At 36.1% G+C, this 16,195-nt stretch carries 16 protein-coding genes; all 16 read left to right on the forward strand.

The window, feature by feature from the left end:
* Window positions 1-136 precede the first annotated feature (136 nt).
* Window positions 137-1,741, forward strand: a complete 1,605-nt coding sequence (hcp, locus tag DW963_RS06970) for a hydroxylamine reductase (RefSeq protein ID WP_181990407.1) — start codon at window positions 137-139, stop codon at window positions 1,739-1,741.
* 24 nt (window positions 1,742-1,765) lie between these two features.
* The gene (locus tag DW963_RS06975; RefSeq protein WP_117914576.1) at window positions 1,766-2,836 is read left to right on the forward strand and encodes a PAS domain-containing protein; all 1,071 of its coding nucleotides are present in this window, start codon (window positions 1,766-1,768) and stop codon (window positions 2,834-2,836) included.
* A gap of 145 nt (window positions 2,837-2,981) precedes the next feature.
* Complete coding sequence (locus DW963_RS06980) at window positions 2,982-4,028, forward strand: sodium-dependent transporter (protein WP_330419571.1); 1,047 nt, start codon at window positions 2,982-2,984, stop codon at window positions 4,026-4,028.
* Complete coding sequence (locus DW963_RS13975) at window positions 4,010-4,381, forward strand: SLC5/6 family protein (protein ID WP_353652787.1); 372 nt, start codon at window positions 4,010-4,012, stop codon at window positions 4,379-4,381. Before DW963_RS06980 ends, DW963_RS13975 begins: the two co-directional genes overlap by 19 nt.
* 48 nt (window positions 4,382-4,429) lie before the next feature.
* Entirely contained in the window at window positions 4,430-5,320 is an 891-nt protein-coding gene (locus DW963_RS06985; protein WP_117914578.1) for an L-asparaginase family protein, read from the forward strand.
* 80 nt (window positions 5,321-5,400) lie between these two features.
* Complete coding sequence (locus DW963_RS06990; protein WP_117914580.1) at window positions 5,401-6,354, forward strand: SseB family protein; 954 nt, start codon at window positions 5,401-5,403, stop codon at window positions 6,352-6,354.
* A 165-nt stretch (window positions 6,355-6,519) separates the two neighbouring features.
* The gene (locus tag DW963_RS06995) at window positions 6,520-6,864 is read left to right on the forward strand and encodes a chemotaxis protein CheX (protein ID WP_286169140.1); all 345 of its coding nucleotides are present in this window, start codon (window positions 6,520-6,522) and stop codon (window positions 6,862-6,864) included.
* A 75-nt stretch (window positions 6,865-6,939) separates the two neighbouring features.
* Window positions 6,940-8,307 (forward strand): Y-family DNA polymerase, encoded by a 1,368-nt coding sequence (locus tag DW963_RS07000; RefSeq protein WP_117914582.1) that lies wholly within the window; start codon window positions 6,940-6,942, stop codon window positions 8,305-8,307.
* 3 nt (window positions 8,308-8,310) lie between these two features.
* A complete protein-coding gene (locus tag DW963_RS07005) occupies window positions 8,311-8,523 on the forward strand; it encodes a hypothetical protein (protein WP_022098117.1) in 213 nt (70 codons plus the stop codon).
* Window positions 8,516-9,877 (forward strand): MATE family efflux transporter, encoded by a 1,362-nt coding sequence (locus DW963_RS07010; RefSeq protein WP_117914584.1) that lies wholly within the window; start codon window positions 8,516-8,518, stop codon window positions 9,875-9,877. The genes DW963_RS07005 and DW963_RS07010 overlap by 8 nt, the downstream gene beginning before the upstream one ends.
* Window positions 9,878-9,908: 31 nt before the next feature.
* On the forward strand, window positions 9,909-10,304 hold the full coding sequence (locus tag DW963_RS07015; RefSeq protein ID WP_117914586.1) for a C-GCAxxG-C-C family protein: 396 nt from the start codon (window positions 9,909-9,911) through the stop codon (window positions 10,302-10,304).
* A 228-nt stretch (window positions 10,305-10,532) separates the two neighbouring features.
* On the forward strand, window positions 10,533-11,231 hold the full coding sequence (locus DW963_RS07020) for an ABC transporter ATP-binding protein (protein WP_117914588.1): 699 nt from the start codon (window positions 10,533-10,535) through the stop codon (window positions 11,229-11,231).
* Window positions 11,232-11,243: 12 nt separating this feature from the next.
* A complete protein-coding gene (locus tag DW963_RS13630; RefSeq protein ID WP_243085064.1) occupies window positions 11,244-11,435 on the forward strand; it encodes a hypothetical protein in 192 nt (63 codons plus the stop codon).
* 113 nt (window positions 11,436-11,548) lie between these two features.
* A complete protein-coding gene (locus tag DW963_RS07025; protein WP_286169142.1) occupies window positions 11,549-13,549 on the forward strand; it encodes an ABC transporter permease in 2,001 nt (666 codons plus the stop codon).
* A gap of 768 nt (window positions 13,550-14,317) precedes the next feature.
* Complete coding sequence (locus tag DW963_RS07035; protein ID WP_117914589.1) at window positions 14,318-14,767, forward strand: MarR family winged helix-turn-helix transcriptional regulator; 450 nt, start codon at window positions 14,318-14,320, stop codon at window positions 14,765-14,767.
* The gene (locus DW963_RS07040) at window positions 14,760-16,103 is read left to right on the forward strand and encodes an MATE family efflux transporter (RefSeq protein WP_117914591.1); all 1,344 of its coding nucleotides are present in this window, start codon (window positions 14,760-14,762) and stop codon (window positions 16,101-16,103) included. The genes DW963_RS07035 and DW963_RS07040 overlap by 8 nt, the downstream gene beginning before the upstream one ends.
* The last annotated feature ends 92 nt before the right edge of the window (window positions 16,104-16,195 follow it).

The raw sequence follows: 16,195 nt of genomic DNA on the forward strand, positions 1-16,195 counted from the left end.
CTTTTCCTTAGTATATCAAAAAAGTTGAAAATAATACATAAATGTTGCCTAGACAACGGAATGATTAATGTGAGTTTGATATAGTTCCATTAAGCAACAAAAGATGATGAATAAAGCAATAGAAAAGGAGAAGAACATGGAAAATAAGATGTTTTGTTATCAATGTGAACAGACAGCAGGATGCACAGGATGTACCGGAAATACAGGAGTATGCGGAAAGTCTGCCAATACTGCAAGATTACAGGATGAGCTTACAGGAGCATTAATTGGACTTGCTCGTGCAACTGAGGGTAATGAGCAGCTTGTAACTGAAGAGATGAATCAATTAGTTCTTGAGGGATTATTTACAACTATTACAAATGTAAACTTTAATGATGAAACATTAAAGCTTTTAATTGATAAGATAGAAGATACAAAAAAGAAATTAGTACCAAATTGCTTTACATGCTCTGACTCATGTGGAAGAAACAATAATTTTGATATGAGTACTCTCTGGACTACTGATGAAGATATTCGTTCATTAAAATCCTTAATACTTTTTGGAATTCGTGGAATGGCTGCATATGCATATCATGCAAGTGTGCTTGGATATACCGATGAAACAATCAGCAAATTCTTCTATAAGGCACTTTTTGCAATCGGAATGAAAGATTGGGGAATGGATAAACTACTTCCTATCGTATTAGAGGTTGGAAAAGTTAATTTAAGATGTATGGAGCTTTTAGATCAAGCAAATACTACAACTTATGGAACTCCTGTACCAACAACGGTACCTCTTACAATTGAAAAAGGACCATTTATTATTATTACAGGTCATGATTTAAAAGATTTACAACTTTTATTAGAGCAGACAAAAGATAAGGGAATCAATATCTATACACATGGTGAAATGCTTCCAGCACATGCATATCCAGAACTCAAGAAGTACTCTCATCTAAAGGGAAACTTTGGTACAGCATGGCAGAATCAGCAGAAAGAGTTTGATAATATTCCTGGAGCAATTCTGTATACAACGAACTGTCTTATGCCTGTAAAACCAAGCTATGCAGACAGAGTATTTACAACAGAAGTTGTATCTTATCCAGAAATTGTACACATAGGAGAAGAAAAGGATTTTACACCAGTTATTGAAAAGGCACTCGCCTTAGGTGGATATACCAAAGATCAGCATATGACTGGAATTAATGGTGGAATACAGGTAACAACTGGTTTCTCACATGGAACTGTATTATCTGTAGCAGATCAGGTGATTGAAGCGGTAAAGAATGGAGATATTAAACATTTCTTCTTGGTTGGTGGATGTGATGGAGCCAGAGTAGGAAGAAATTACTATACAGAGTTTGTAAAACAGTCTCCTGCAGACAGCATTATTTTGACGCTTGCATGTGGAAAATACAGATTCAATGATTTAGATTTAGGAACAATCGGAGGACTTCCAAGAATCATGGATATGGGACAGTGTAATGATGCTTATAGTGCAATCAAGGTCGCAATCGCTTTAGCAGAAGCATTTGAATGTGATGTGAATGAACTTCCGCTATCGATGGTACTTTCATGGTACGAGCAGAAGGCTGTATGTATTTTACTTACGCTTCTTTATCTTGGAATAAAGAACATTCACATAGGACCAACATTACCAGCATTCATTTCGCCAAATGTGCTGAATTTCCTGGTAGAGAATTATGGGCTTTCTCCAATTGGTACACCTGAAGAGGATATAAAAAAGTTATTAAATAAATAATCATGAGGGAACCAAACAAAATAGGTGAAAGGTGGTAAAATACATAGTGCATTGTTTCATGGCTTAACTAAAGAAGAAAAAATAGCAAATGCTGAAAAGGCAGTCGAAGAATCTTTAAAAAAAGAAGAAAGATCCGAAATGAAAATTATGCCGGATGCGTATGTCAGAAAACATGAGCTTGCAAAAGTACTCAGAGAAACAAAGGGGCATCCTCTTTATTCTTTTACAGAAGAAAATGAGAAGTTTGGTAAAGAAATATCAGATATTAGAGGTGCACTAGAAAAGGGCGAAGATGTAAGCAAAAAAATATCAGATTTTAGACAAATAGCAATACACTATGCAAAAAAGGGTGATTTGATTTATCCACTCCTTAAAGTTCGCTATGAAATTTCAGGGCCATCGGATGTTATGTGGACTGTTGATGATGAAATCAGAGATGAATTAGCAGCAATAGATAAAGAAAGCAATCATGACGAAGAATGGATTAATAGAGTACAGGCTGTTTTAACAAGAGCGGATGAAATGATTTATAAAGAGAATAATATATTGTTCCCTATCTGCGCAGTGAATTTTACAGTCGAAGAATGGTATGGAATCTATGAAGATGCCAAAGACTATGCATTAGTGTATGGCATTGAGAATAGATGGGAAGAAGCAGAAAAATATGTGCAGGATAAAAAGAATCGTCATAAGGCGGCTATAAATGAAGGTGAAATAGTAATGGGAGGTGGACATATGAGTGTAGCACAGCTGGAAGCTATGCTTAATACATTGCCAATAGAGATTACATTTATCGATGATAATAATATAAATCGTTTCTTTAACGAAGGAGCGAAAGTGTTCAAACGACCTGGCATGGCAATTGACAGAGAAGTATTCTCTTGTCATCCGCCTAAGATAGAGCCAATGGTTCGTTCCATTATAGAAAGTTTTAAAAATCATACTAGGGATAGCGTTCCGGTCTGGATGGAAAAGCAAGGAAAACCATTTTTAGTAACTTATTATGCAGTGAGAGACAAAAAAGGTATTTATCTTGGAACTGTAGAAGTGGTACAGGATATGCAGTTTGCAAAAGAGCACTTTACAAGCATTTGAGGCTAAGTATATTATCAAAAATAATGTTATTCCAATGTATATATTGTATGTAGAGAAGACTAATATGATGTAACGCTTTCCTTGACCTTATATAGATTATTAGGTATAATTTATAAGTATATTTTAAAAAAGGGAAGGTTATGAAATGAACGAAAATCGTAATTCATTCAAGGGCTCTATAGGGTTCGTCCTTGCGGCAGCGGGTAGTGCTGTAGGACTTGGTAACATATGGAGATTTCCTTACTTGGCAGCTAAAGATGGAGGAGGATTATTCCTCGTTATTTACATTGTTTTAGCATTAACATTTGGTTTTACTCTACTCACAACAGAAATTGCTATTGGACGAAAGACAAAGCAGAGTCCGCTTACAGCTTACAGCAAGTTAAAGAGTAAGTGGAAGCCACTGGGTATTATTGCGTGTATTGTACCTATTATGATATTACCATACTATGTAACAATCGGTGGATGGGTACTTAAGTATCTTCTTGTTTATATTACAGGTAATGGACATGCAGCAGCACAGGACGGATACTTCTCAGGATTTATCGGTCAGACAGCAGAGCCAATCATAATGATGCTTGTGTTTACAATAATTGTTGCATTTATTATATTCCGTGGTGTTAACAGCGGTATTGAATCATCATCAAAGATAATCATGCCATTACTTATTGTGCTTGTTCTTGGTGTATCTGTATATTCACTTACAATTTCATATACAGACATTGATGGCACAACAAGAACAGGTTTACAGGGATTAGGTGCTTATGTAATTCCTAACATGAAAGGAATTACTGTTAAGCAGTTCTGTACAGTTCTTATGGATGCAATGGGACAGCTTTTCTACAGTTTAAGTGTTGCTATGGGTATTATGATTGCATATGGTTCATATGTAAGTGATGATGCTAATCTTGGAAAGTCAATTAACCAGATTGAGCTATTTGATACATTAGTTGCATTTCTTGCAGGTGTAATGATTATTCCTGCTGTATTTGTATTCATGGGAAGAGATGGAATGACAGCATCAGGTCCAAGTCTTATGTTTGTTTCGCTTCCTAAAGTATTTGATTCTATGGGATTTGCAGGAAATGTAATTGGTGCAATATTCTTTGCAATGGTATTCTTTGCAGCCCTTACAAGTGCAGTTTCAATTATGGAGCTATTGTTTCAAGCTTTATGGATGAATTTAAGTTAAACAGAAACAAGGCTACAGCAATAGAAACTGTAATTTGTATAGCTGTTGCAGTTATCGTATGCTTAGGATATAATAAGCTGCTCTTTGATATTAAGCTTCCTAACGGAGTACATGCACAGGTGCTTGATATTATGGATTATGTCAGCAATAATGTACTTATGCCAATAGTTTCTATAGGAACATGTATACTTATTGGATGGATACTTAAGCCAAAGACTGTTATAGATGAAGTTGAGAAAACAGGAATTAAGATGGGAAGAAAGGGCCTTTATACAGTTATGGTAAAGTGGGTTGCTCCAATTCTTTTATTCCTTCTTCTTCTTAAATCACTTGGAATTCTTACTATAATCTGATACAGGTAAGGTTTACAGATTACTAATGTTTCTGCAAGAGGTTAATAAATGATTAATAAAAAGTTTTGTATAACAATGTCTGGTTTTATGATTGCATCCTTAATGTTGACAGGGTGCAGTTCAATGTTTGGTAATCCAATGAAATATGTTATAAGTCAGGATGAGACAAGGCAGGAACAGACTGAATCACAGAATGATACAGGGAATAATGATACTTCTTCTGATGAACAGATTTCATCAGAAGAAGATAATGATAATCAGGGAATATATATACTTGGTACAGATAAGATGTCCGATTATTCAGTATCGGGTATGTTAAAGGCTGTTAAAGAAATTAATGAAAATATTGAGGATGATAAGACAAAAGGAATAATACTTATCGGAGAAGAACAGTATATTAATTATGTTTCATATTTTATATCATTGACTGTTGAGGATAAAAAGCCGTTGGTTATAATTAAGAATCTTAATGATGATACAAAGCAGGCAGCACTAATATCACAGGTTAAGTCATATATTAATGGAGAGGCAGAATCACTGCCACAGGATTGTATGGTTAACAAGAATGTATCTGATGTATTTGACATTTCTTCTGTAAAAACATTGCCTGATGTAGATATTTTCTATGATTATATAGGTGCTAACATGGATGAATTATCCAAGAAAATTTATATCAGCAATGGAATGGTAATAATACCATCAACAGCTGGTGCTGATATATCAAGTGAAACTTATGAAATTATATCACAGAAGAATATTGCGCCGGTGGTTATCACATGCAGTAAAGATGTTTTGGATACCAAGATTAAAGACAACTCAGCGGATAATATTTATTATACAGATTTAGAACCATATAAGGCACGTTTAATGCTTATGTTTTTACTGAATAAAAATAGCGATTCTGATTCTATAAAAAATGCTTTGATTAAGGCAGATTAAAACATCATTTATTGAAAGAATATCAATATTGTGGTATTCTGTCAGTATAAGATTTAGCTAGTAAAAGATTGGAGAATATAATGGACTCAACAAAGGCACAGGATATTACAAGACATATTTTTAAAGATGAGGATAAGGGCTGTGAATATATTAAGAACCTTGCTTTATCTGACAGTGTTGAAGTACTTACAAAAATTATTCCTGCATTAATTAATGAAGCGGAAGAAAAGAAGAATGTTAATGATGCTGGTTACTTTAGCTGGCTTAATGACATTTACCGTAAAATTGTTATTGAAAAGCTTATGAATGCAGAACATTTATGGACTATATACTGCGATAATACAGGCTATCCATATGTTGTAGATAATGATATTGTTGTACTTTATGATTATGCTAATCATCTTAAAGTTGAAGAAAGACTTAAAAAATATGGCTTCAATATTTCATTTGGCGTAGAAGATGGTCAGGGTATTATGTCTGAAGTTGGACATATGTACAGAAATGGCATTAAGAATATCAGATTTATAGATGGCAGGGACAATATGCTTACTATATCAAGAGAAGAAATTGCAACATATGATATGTTCTTTAAGGATGAATATGTTACTAACCCTGCATTACAGAATGCACTTATTTCTTTCTTTCAGGAATTCAGAAAAGATAAAGTTGATGATAATTCACCAGTTCTTGCATCTAAAGAGACAGATTTAAAGGTAGCACTCCGCAATGCAGATTTAATGGTTCCTTGTACTAAGGAAGAAAAAGATGATTATGTTTCGATTGCACATCCTTATGTGGATATAACTGATAAGGTAGAGCATAAAGAAGGCGAGCAGGTATTGGCGCTTCCTGTATTTACAGATGGTATAGAGCTTGATAAATGCTATTTTGATAAGCATGAGAATATGTTATATACATATATGGAGCTGTTAAAGTCAGTGAAGGAGATTGGTGCATCGGGAATAGTTATTAATCCATTAGGTGTGAGTTATTATGTTCCACTTGATATTATGAAAAAGATAATAGCTGATTAGATATATCAGGGCATGTGGCGAAAGAGGAAGTTCTATGGCAGATATGAATGTTAATTATATCAATCCATTTTTAGAGGCTGCGATTGCAATAGTAAGAGACGCCTGTCAGGTGGAATTAAAAACAGGAAGCCATATGCTAAAATGGTTTAACTGACAGAGGGTACGGTGGTAATCCTTATAGGTGTAACCGGAGAGATGAGAGGTCAGGTTGTATTATCCATAGATGAAAAGAAAGCGTGTGAGATTGCTTCGCGTATGATGATGGGCATGCCTGTTCCAGAATTAGACGATATGGCTATAAGTGCAATAAGCGAGCTTGGTAATATGATAATGGGTAATGCTGCAACAGTATTTTCAGTTAGAAATATAGGCATTGATATTACTCCTCCAACTGTTGGACGGGGAACTGGAAAGATAGATACGATGTATACCAAGAACATTGCAATACCATTACTTACAGATGATTCGGAAGTATTCATGGAAATGAATATTGCAATGAAAATTGGCTAGAATTATTATGAAACTACAAGACACACTAGTATATGCTGGTGTGTCTTTTTCTAGGATTAAGTATAGGAGGATGTAATGGAAAGAGTATATATTGCAATTGATCTAAAATCATTCTATGCAAGTGTTGAGTGTGTTGAACGAGAGTCAGACCCGCTTACCACTAATCTCGTTGTAGCTGATGAATCAAGAACAGCCAAAACAATATGTCTTGCAGTTACTCCTTCTCTTAAGAAATATGGACTTTCCGGACGAAGCAGGCTTTTTGAGGTAGAACAGAAGGCAAAAGAAATAGAGGAACGCACAGGAAAGAAGCTTGAATATATAGTAGCAGTTCCAAGAATGGCACTTTATATAGAATATTCGTCAAAGATATATTCTATATACCTTAAATATTTCAGTAAGGATGACATAACCGTATACAGTATTGATGAAGTATTTATTGATGCAACGGATTATATGAAGCTGTATAATATGACGGCAAGACAGCTTACCGCAAAAGTTATTGAGGATGTGTATGATACGACAGGAATAACGGCTACTGCAGGAATTGCACCGAATCTGTATCTATGCAAGATAGCAATGGATATAGTTGCAAAGCATATACAGGCAGACAGCAAGGGTGTGCGTATCGCAGAATTAAGTGTTAATGATTACAGAAAAATGTTATGGAGTCATACGCCTCTTACAGACTTCTGGAGAGTTGGACCAGGTATATCAAGACAGCTTGAAAAACACGGAATAAAGACTATGGGGGATATTGCGAGAATGTCCCTTGAAGATGAGGACTGGCTGTATAAGCAGTTTGGTGTAGATGCGGAGATTCTTATAGATCACGCATGGGGATATGAACCATGTACAATTGCAGATATTAAGAAATATAAGCCCAAGGCGAGCAGCCTGTGTTCAGGACAGGTGTTAAAAGAACCATACACATTTGAAGATGCAAGGATTGTAGTTGGAGAGATGGCAGATGAGCTTGCACTTGATTTAGTAGATAAAGGCTTTGTGACGGATTCAATTGTGTTAAATGTAACTTATGACAGGGTAAATGTTGATAAAGGAACCTACAAGGGTGAAATCCATGTAGACAGATATGGAAGAGAAGTTCCACAGGGACTTAACAAATCTGTTTCACTTACGACATGTACATCTTCATCAAAACAGTTAAGAGAAGCTTTTCTTGATATATATGATAAATACACTGACAGAAAGCTGTATATCAGAAAGTTAAATCTTACAGTTGCCAATCTTACTAATGAGGGCTTTCAGCAGTTTGACATGTTTACAGACCAGACTCAGCTTGAACGCGAAAAGAAGATGCAGCACGCAATGCTAGATATTAAGAAAAAATATGGTAAGAATGCGGTAATGAAAGCTAATAACCTGCAGAGCAAGGCAACCGCAATTGAAAGAAACGGTCAGATTGGAGGTCACAGGGCATAGCTTATGGGAAAATATGATGATATAATCAATATGAAATGGCCGGTACCGAGTAAAAGACCAAGAATGGATATGGAAAGCAGAGCTAAGATATTCCTGCCTTTCTCAGCATTGAAGGGGCTTGGCAATGCTATTGATGAGCAGAATAAAACCAAAGATAATATGAGAGAATACGAATATTTTGACGAGGAAAATAAGGGAGAAGAATTTTATGAGTAATACAATGAAAGAAAATAAAATGGGTACAATGCCTGTTAATAAATTGCTTATTAATATGGCTCTGCCAATGATGATATCAATGCTTGTACAGGCATTGTATAATATTGTTGACAGTATATTTGTTGCAAGAATAAGTGAGGAAGCACTTACAGCGGTTTCAATGGCATTTCCAATGCAGAATCTTATGATTGGTGTTGCAGGCGGCGTGGGTGTAGGTACTAATGCGCTGCTTTCAAGGGCATTAGGAGAAGGAAGGCATGAAGAAGCTGATAAGATGGCTGTACAGGGTATATTCATAACAGCCTGCAGCTATATAATATTTCTTGCTATAGGACTTTTCTTTGCCAGAGAGTTTTTTGTTATTCAGGGTGCAAATGAAGTGATAGCTGACTATGGTTATGATTATCTTTCGGTTATTCTCATAATCAGTTTTGGCTGTCTGTTCCAGATGATATTTGAGAGATTATTACAGGCTACAGGAAGAACATTTTACAGCATGATTACACAGGGTACAGGTGCAATAATTAATATTATTCTTGACCCGATACTTATATTTGGTCTGTTTGGTGCACCAAAGCTTGGTATTGTAGGTGCAGCAGTAGCTACGGTTGCGGGCCAGATTGTTGCAGCCGTTATGGCAGTGATATTTAATATTAAGGTTAATAAAGAGATACATATTACTTTTAAGGGATTCAGACCATCAGGAAAAAGAATTTGCAATATCTTATTCATAGGAATTCCATCAGTTATTATGATGGCAATTGGTTCTATTATGACATTCTGCATGAATAAGATTCTGGTTGTATTTACATCAACAGCGGTTGCTGTATTTGGTGTGTATTTTAAGTTGCAGAGCTTTGCATTTATGCCAATATTTGGTATGAACAGTGGAATGGTTCCTATAATAGCTTTTAATTATGGGGCCAAGAGAGAAGACAGAGTTATACAGACACTTAAGCTTGCAGTAATGTATGCAGAGATAATAATGATACTTTTTATGATTGCAGTTCAGATATTCCCGGTTCCAATGCTGTCAATATTTAGTGCATCGTCAGATATGATACGAATGGGAGTTCCTGCTTTAAGGACTATATCAATAAGTTTTATATTTGCAGGAATATGTATTATATGCAGTTCGTTCTTTCAGGCACTTGGAAGCAGCATATACAGCATGCTTGTATCATTTGTAAGACAGATTATATTCCTTGTGCCATGTGCTTATATTTTTTCGAAAACAGGGAATGTTAATCTTGTATGGTGGGCATGGCCTATTGCAGAGCTTGCTTCAGTCGCGTTAAGTGTATTCTTCTTTATCAGGGTAAGAAAGAAGAAGTTCGCATTTATGGAACAGTAACGGATATAATTCAGAAAGATGAGGATAAGATATGAACAGACATATAGAAAAAGCTAAAGAACTCCGTTCACCTGAAAAATGTTATAACTGTGCAGAAACTATTATGATGGCTTATGCTGATGATCTGGGATTGAGTGAGACACAGGCAGAATGTCTTGGATGTAATTTCGGCGGAGGTATGAAATGTGGTGGAACATGTGGTGCAATTACCGGAGGGCTTATGGTGCTTGGAGCATTGGGAGTAAGCAGTCCGGCTGTTGTTGGTGCATTTCAGAGAACTATCAGGGATAACCACGATGGAATGACTAACTGTGCGGACCTTTTAAGAGATAATGCTTTAAAGGGTGGCGAAAAAAAGGCGCATTGTGACAGTATGATTATGGAATCAATAAGGCTTATTGATGAGCTGGCTGATAAAGATAAATAAAACGCAGTTAAATTATTGATAATATTTATCAATAACAAATAGTGAATTATATAGTAAAATGTGATAAAGTAAGCATGGTTAGGGCATTCTAACCGATGCTTGCTTTTTTTGTGCCGTAAAACGATAAAATATCATATATTGACACAAAATTTTGAAGTGGTAATATAATGAATATATGAACGATTGTTCATATAATGATATGAGAGGGCGTGCCCGAAGGAGGTAAATATGTTTTTAGAGATTAATGGAATCAAAAAGCATTATGGAGAAGGCGAAAGCCGGGTGGAAGTACTGAATGGTATAGACATAGAGGTTAATAAGGGGGAAATAGTTGTACTGCTTGGTCCATCAGGTTCTGGTAAATCAACACTGCTTAATATTATCGGTGGTATTGATGATGCAGACGAGGGTTACATATCTATAGATGGTGAGAAAACAGCGGATATGAATGAGAAGTGTCTTACACAGTACAGAAGAAAGCATCTTGGATATGTTTTTCAGATGTATAATCTTATACCTAACCTTACTGTAAGGGAAAATATTGAGGTTGGTGCTTACTTAAGTGATAAGGCACTTGATACTGACGAGATACTTAACACACTTGGACTTTCAGACCATGCTGACAAGAAGCCTAACCAGTTATCAGGTGGTCAGCAGCAGAGAACTTCAATAGGAAGAGCACTTATCAAGAATCCTGATATCCTGTTGTGTGATGAACCTACAGGAGCGCTTGATTACAACACATCTAAGGATATATTAAAGCTTATTGAAGATGTTAATAAGAAGTACGGTAATACTATAATAATAGTTACACATAATGACGCTATCAAGAATATGGCAGACAGAGTTATTACATTAAGAGATGGCAGAATCCGTAAGAACTATGTTAATGATAACAAGATACCGGCAGCAGACCTTGAATGGTAGGAGGAAATGATTATGAGAAATCCTTTAAATAAGCGTCTGCCAAGAGAATTAAAGCATGATTTTGGTAAATATCTTGTGATATTCCTGTTTATGGTTATGATGATTTCGTTAGTCAGCGGATTCCTTGTTGCAGACAACAGCGTTAAGCACTCATATGATGAGGGCTTTGAAAATATAATCTTGAAGATGGACATTTTGCATTAGATAAAGAGCCTGACAGTTCGTTTATAAAAGATATTGAGAATAAGACTGACAGCAAGCTTTACGACTTAAGATATTTTGAGGAAGATGAGGCTGACAGCGGTGATACAATCAGAGTGTATAAAGACAGGACAAAGGTTAATCTTGAGTGTGTTATGGAAGGCGAAATGCCTGCTGCTGATAATGAAATAGCACTTGACCGTATGTATGCACAGAATGCAAAGATTAAGATTGGCGACACAATTAAGCTCGCAGGAAAAGAATTAAAGGTTACCGGTTTTGTTGCAGTTCCTGATTACAGCTGTCTTTTTGAGAATAATTCAGACATGATGTTTGACTCAACTAATTTTTCTATTGCTGTTATGACTGATAAGGGCTTTGAAAATGTTGCAAGCAATCATGTCAAATATAATTATGCATGGAAATATAACAAAGAGGTTTCAGGAGATAAAGCAGAAAAAGAGGCTTCTGAAGATTTTCTTGAAAATCTTGGCGATGTTATCAAAGACTATGATACAAAGCTCATGATGAGTGGTAATACGGATATTATCAGTGTTTCTGATTATCTGCCAAGATATACTAACAAGGCTGTTAATTTCACAGGAGATGATATGGGTTCAGATAAGGCAACAATTATGCTTTTTGACTATATTGTAGTGGTTGTAATTGCATTTGTATTCGCTGTTACAACATTTAACACAATCAGTCAGGAGGCTGGTGTTATCGGAACTCTCCGCGCATCAGGCTATAAGAGAGGTGAGATTGTAAGACATTACATGGTCCTTCCGGTTGCTGTAACACTGGTTGCTGCTGTTGCTGGTAATATACTTGGTTACACTCTTCTGGAGAAGTTTTTTGTAAATGTGTATTATAACAGCTACAGTCTGTGTACTTACACGACACTGCTTAATGCAGAAGCATTTGTTGATACAACAGTTGTTCCGATTATTATTATGTTTGTTGTTAATCTTATTGTGCTTGATAAGAAGCTCCGGCTTTCACCGCTTAAGTTCTTAAGGCATGAGCTTACCAACAGAAAGAAAAAGAAGCTTGTAAAGTTAAGCCACAAGCTTCCATTCATGACAAGATTCAGATTGAGGATAATGTTCCAGAATATACCTAATTATCTGACATTGTTCTTAGGAATACTGATTGCAGGTGCACTTGTTGTATTCAGTATCATGTTTGAACCGCTTATTAATGATTATGCTGATGTTGTTAAGAAGTCACAGATATGTGATTATCAGTATGTGTTAAAGAGTCAGGCAGAGACTGATATTTCCGGTGCAGAAAAGTACTGTGTGACATCGCTTGATACAACTGATGAAAAATACATGACAGATGATATTATGATATATGGTATTCAGGATAACAGCAGGTATGTTGATGTGGATATCAAGGATGATGAGATACTTGTATCTAATGGTGTAATGGTCAAATACGGACTTAAAAAGGGTGATACATTTAAACTGAAAGATCCGTATTCAGATAATGAGTATGAATTCACAATAGCAGGAAGTTATAAATATGATGCTGCACTTGCAGTATTCATGACAAGAAAAAACTTTATTGATACATTTGACAAGGCTGATGATTACTTTACAGGATATTTCACAGACAAGAAGCTGACAGATATTGATGATAAATATGTTGCTTCAATAGTTACATATGAAGACCTTATCAAAGTGTCTAACCAGATGAAGGTTTCAATGGGCGAGATGATGTATATACTGAAGTATTTTGGAATTATAATGTTCGTGCTTCTTATGTATCTGTTATCTAAACAGATTATTGAGAAAAATGCACAGTCAATATCTATGACTAAGATTCTTGGCTTCAAGAATGGAGAGATTGGAGGATTGTATATAATGGCAACTTCGATTATGGTCGTTATATCACTTGTTGTTTCAGTTCCTTTAATCAATGTCATGCTTAAGTGGGCATTCTCATCATATCTTTACACTATGATGACAGGATATATCCCATACATGATAAGAAAAAGCTGCTTTGTTGAGATGGTTATTCTTGGAATTGTATGCTATGCAGTTGTTGCTGTGCTTCAGCTTGTGAAGATTTCTAAGATTCCTAAGACGGATGCATTGAAAAATGTAGAGTAAGGGTTTTATGGTGTATTGCACTTTAGACACGCTCCCGCTCGTGGAAGTGCGCAGCGGTACTAAGTTCACTGCTCCCTTCGGGAGTGCGTTCACTAAGTGCCGGCGCACTTCCAACGGTCTGAAGCTGCAACACACCATAAAACAGGCCTGCCTGTGCGTGGACTCAAGCTTGTTTCCCTTTGGAAAACATCGCTTCCTTGTTGACCGGAAGGTTTTGTTGTGGGATGGGCTCGTTCCCCTTTGGGGAACATCGCTTCCTTGATGTGATACCTATAGGTAGTTGTATTATCGATGGATTTATAGGTGAAAATATGGAAAAATCTTGTATTATTATGTTTTTTCTGTAGAAACCTATAAGACAGTTAATAGTGGACCGTCTTATAGGTGTTTTTTGCTGGAAATTATTGGAATGAGTGAAAAAGTACCTATATGTGCTTATGAAAAATGATATTTATAGGAACGGTAATTCCTCATGAATAAATCTATACGAAAATAAAAATCACATAAAAGAATCCACATGAAAATAAAAGCAGCATAAACCAAGACGTTACTAGGAGATACAGAGACGGTTACATGAAAATGCAAATAGAGCTATATTGAAAGGAAAATAGAGGATTACAAGCAAAATCAAACCAGTTTCACAACGATAAGCAGGAATCTACATAGAAATCAGGTTGACACTACAGGAATATACATATATAATTACCTGCGATAATTAACAAGGGTAATTAAATCTATGACCATATAATTTAAGGAGTTGAATTTGTTATGAAACCAGACAAGATTAAGAGAATGCTGGATGCCTGCTATCTGGCTAAGAGGATTAGGGAATTGCTGCCGGAGCTGCCAGATGGGGTTGCGCCTGCTTATATCCAGTATATTGATGTGATTCATCATCTGTTAGAGACTAATGATTGTGTTAAGGTTTCGGATATCAGTGACTGGCTTAATCTGCCAAGACCAGGGGTTACCCGTACTGTCAAGGAGATGGAAGCTAAGGGATATCTTAAGAAGACTACTTCACAGGAAGATGCAAGGATAACTTATATTACGGTTACGGATAAGGGAGAAGAGTTGTCTAAGAAGTATGATGCGGATTATTACAGCCGTCTTAGCGGATATCTTACGGATATTAGTGATGAAGAGGCTGATTCTATGATTGAGACTATTAACAAATTCTACAAGGTGATGAGCGAAAGGAGAGTTGACATTGAATAATTCAGAATCAGATTTTACACAGGGAAGTATATTAGGAAAACTGATTCCTTTTATGATGCCTATACTTGGGGCGTTAATATTACAGGCAGCGTATGGTGCAGTTGACTTGCTTGTTGTTGGAAGATTCGGAACTACTGAAGGCCTTTCAGCCGTATCTACAGGAAGCCAGGTGCTTAATTTAGTTACATTTGTTATAACACAGTTTGCAATGGGTGTTACAGTGCTTATTGCAAGATATATTGGTGAGAAGAAGCCGGAACAGATAGGTGCTTTAATTGGTGGCGCAATTGTTGTTTTTGCAATGATTTCGGTTGCTCTTTTTATCGTTATGATTGTTTTTTCAAGACAGATTGCAGTTATAATGCAGGCACCGAAAGAAGCAGTAGGTCTTACATCTTTATATGTAAAAATTTGTGGCTCAGGAATATTCTTTATAGTTGCATATAATCTTCTTTCAGCAGTATTCAGGGGACTTGGAGACAGCAAATCACCTCTTATATTCGTGGCAGTTGCATGTGTTATTAATATTGTGGGTGACCTTGTCCTTGTTGCAGGGTTTAATATGAATGCTGCCGGAGCTGCTATTGCGACAGTTGCAGCACAGGCGGTAAGTGTTGTATTTGCACTTGTATTACTTTTTAAGAGAAAACTTCCGTTTAAGATAACTAAGAAGGATTTCTCAATTAACAGACATTGCAGGAGAGCGTTAAAAGTTGGGCTTCCTCTTGCATTACAGGAATTTCTTACACAGATTTCATTCCTTGCCTTATGTGCATTCGTTAACAGACTGGGATTACAGGCTTCGTCAGGATATGGCGTTGCATGTAAAATAGTTAATTTCGCAATGCTTATTCCAAGCTCTCTTATGCAGTCAATGGCGTCATTTGTTTCACAGAATGTCGGCGCAGGCAACGAAAAGAGAGCAAAGAAGACGATGTTTGTCGGTATTGGAGTCGGACTGGTTATAGGATGCATAGTATTCTTATTCGTGATGTTTAAGGGTGACCTTCTCACAGCAATATTTACAACCGATGAGGCAGTTATTCAGAATGGTTATGACTACCTTAAGGGATTTGCGTTAGAGACAATTGTTACAGCAATTTTATTCAGCATGATTGGTTACTTTAATGGACATGACAAGACGGTATGGGTAATGATTCAGGGGCTTGTACAGACGCTGCTTGTCCGTCTGCCATTTGCGTATTATATGAGTATACAGCCTGATGCGAGCCTTACTAAGATTGGTCTGGCCGCTCCGGTTGCAACTATTTTTGGAATTGTGTTAAATGTGGTATTCTATATCTTGTGTAACAGAAAAGATAAGAAATATATGTAATATTTGTAGAATATTTGCTACATTTCATCAGGCATGTTATAATAACTGACATTAATATAAAGGAATATTTCTGAAAAAGAAATAAGGTCAGA

Origin of the sequence: Eubacterium sp. AM46-8 (assembly GCF_003466705.1) — a bacterium.
In the GTDB taxonomy this organism is placed as follows: domain Bacteria; phylum Bacillota; class Clostridia; order Lachnospirales; family Lachnospiraceae; genus Lachnospira.

Bases quoted from the DNA above. Each gene is read 5' to 3' on its own strand.
- DW963_RS06980 (WP_330419571.1), top strand. From the start codon at position 2,982: ATGAACGAAAATCGTAATTCATTCAAGGGCTCTATAGGGTTCGTCCTT.
- DW963_RS07020 (WP_117914588.1), top strand. From the start codon at position 10,533: ATGTTTTTAGAGATTAATGGAATCAAAAAGCATTATGGAGAAGGCGAA.
- hcp (WP_181990407.1), top strand. From the start codon at position 137: ATGGAAAATAAGATGTTTTGTTATCAATGTGAACAGACAGCAGGATGC.
- DW963_RS07000 (WP_117914582.1), top strand. From the start codon at position 6,940: ATGGAAAGAGTATATATTGCAATTGATCTAAAATCATTCTATGCAAGT.
- DW963_RS07010 (WP_117914584.1), top strand. From the start codon at position 8,516: ATGAGTAATACAATGAAAGAAAATAAAATGGGTACAATGCCTGTTAAT.
- DW963_RS07005 (WP_022098117.1), top strand. From the start codon at position 8,311: ATGGGAAAATATGATGATATAATCAATATGAAATGGCCGGTACCGAGT.
- DW963_RS13630 (WP_243085064.1), top strand. From the start codon at position 11,244: ATGAGAAATCCTTTAAATAAGCGTCTGCCAAGAGAATTAAAGCATGAT.
- DW963_RS13975 (WP_353652787.1), top strand. From the start codon at position 4,010: ATGGATGAATTTAAGTTAAACAGAAACAAGGCTACAGCAATAGAAACT.
- DW963_RS06990 (WP_117914580.1), top strand. From the start codon at position 5,401: ATGGACTCAACAAAGGCACAGGATATTACAAGACATATTTTTAAAGAT.
- DW963_RS07035 (WP_117914589.1), top strand. From the start codon at position 14,318: ATGAAACCAGACAAGATTAAGAGAATGCTGGATGCCTGCTATCTGGCT.
- DW963_RS06985 (WP_117914578.1), top strand. From the start codon at position 4,430: ATGATTAATAAAAAGTTTTGTATAACAATGTCTGGTTTTATGATTGCA.
- DW963_RS07015 (WP_117914586.1), top strand. From the start codon at position 9,909: ATGAACAGACATATAGAAAAAGCTAAAGAACTCCGTTCACCTGAAAAA.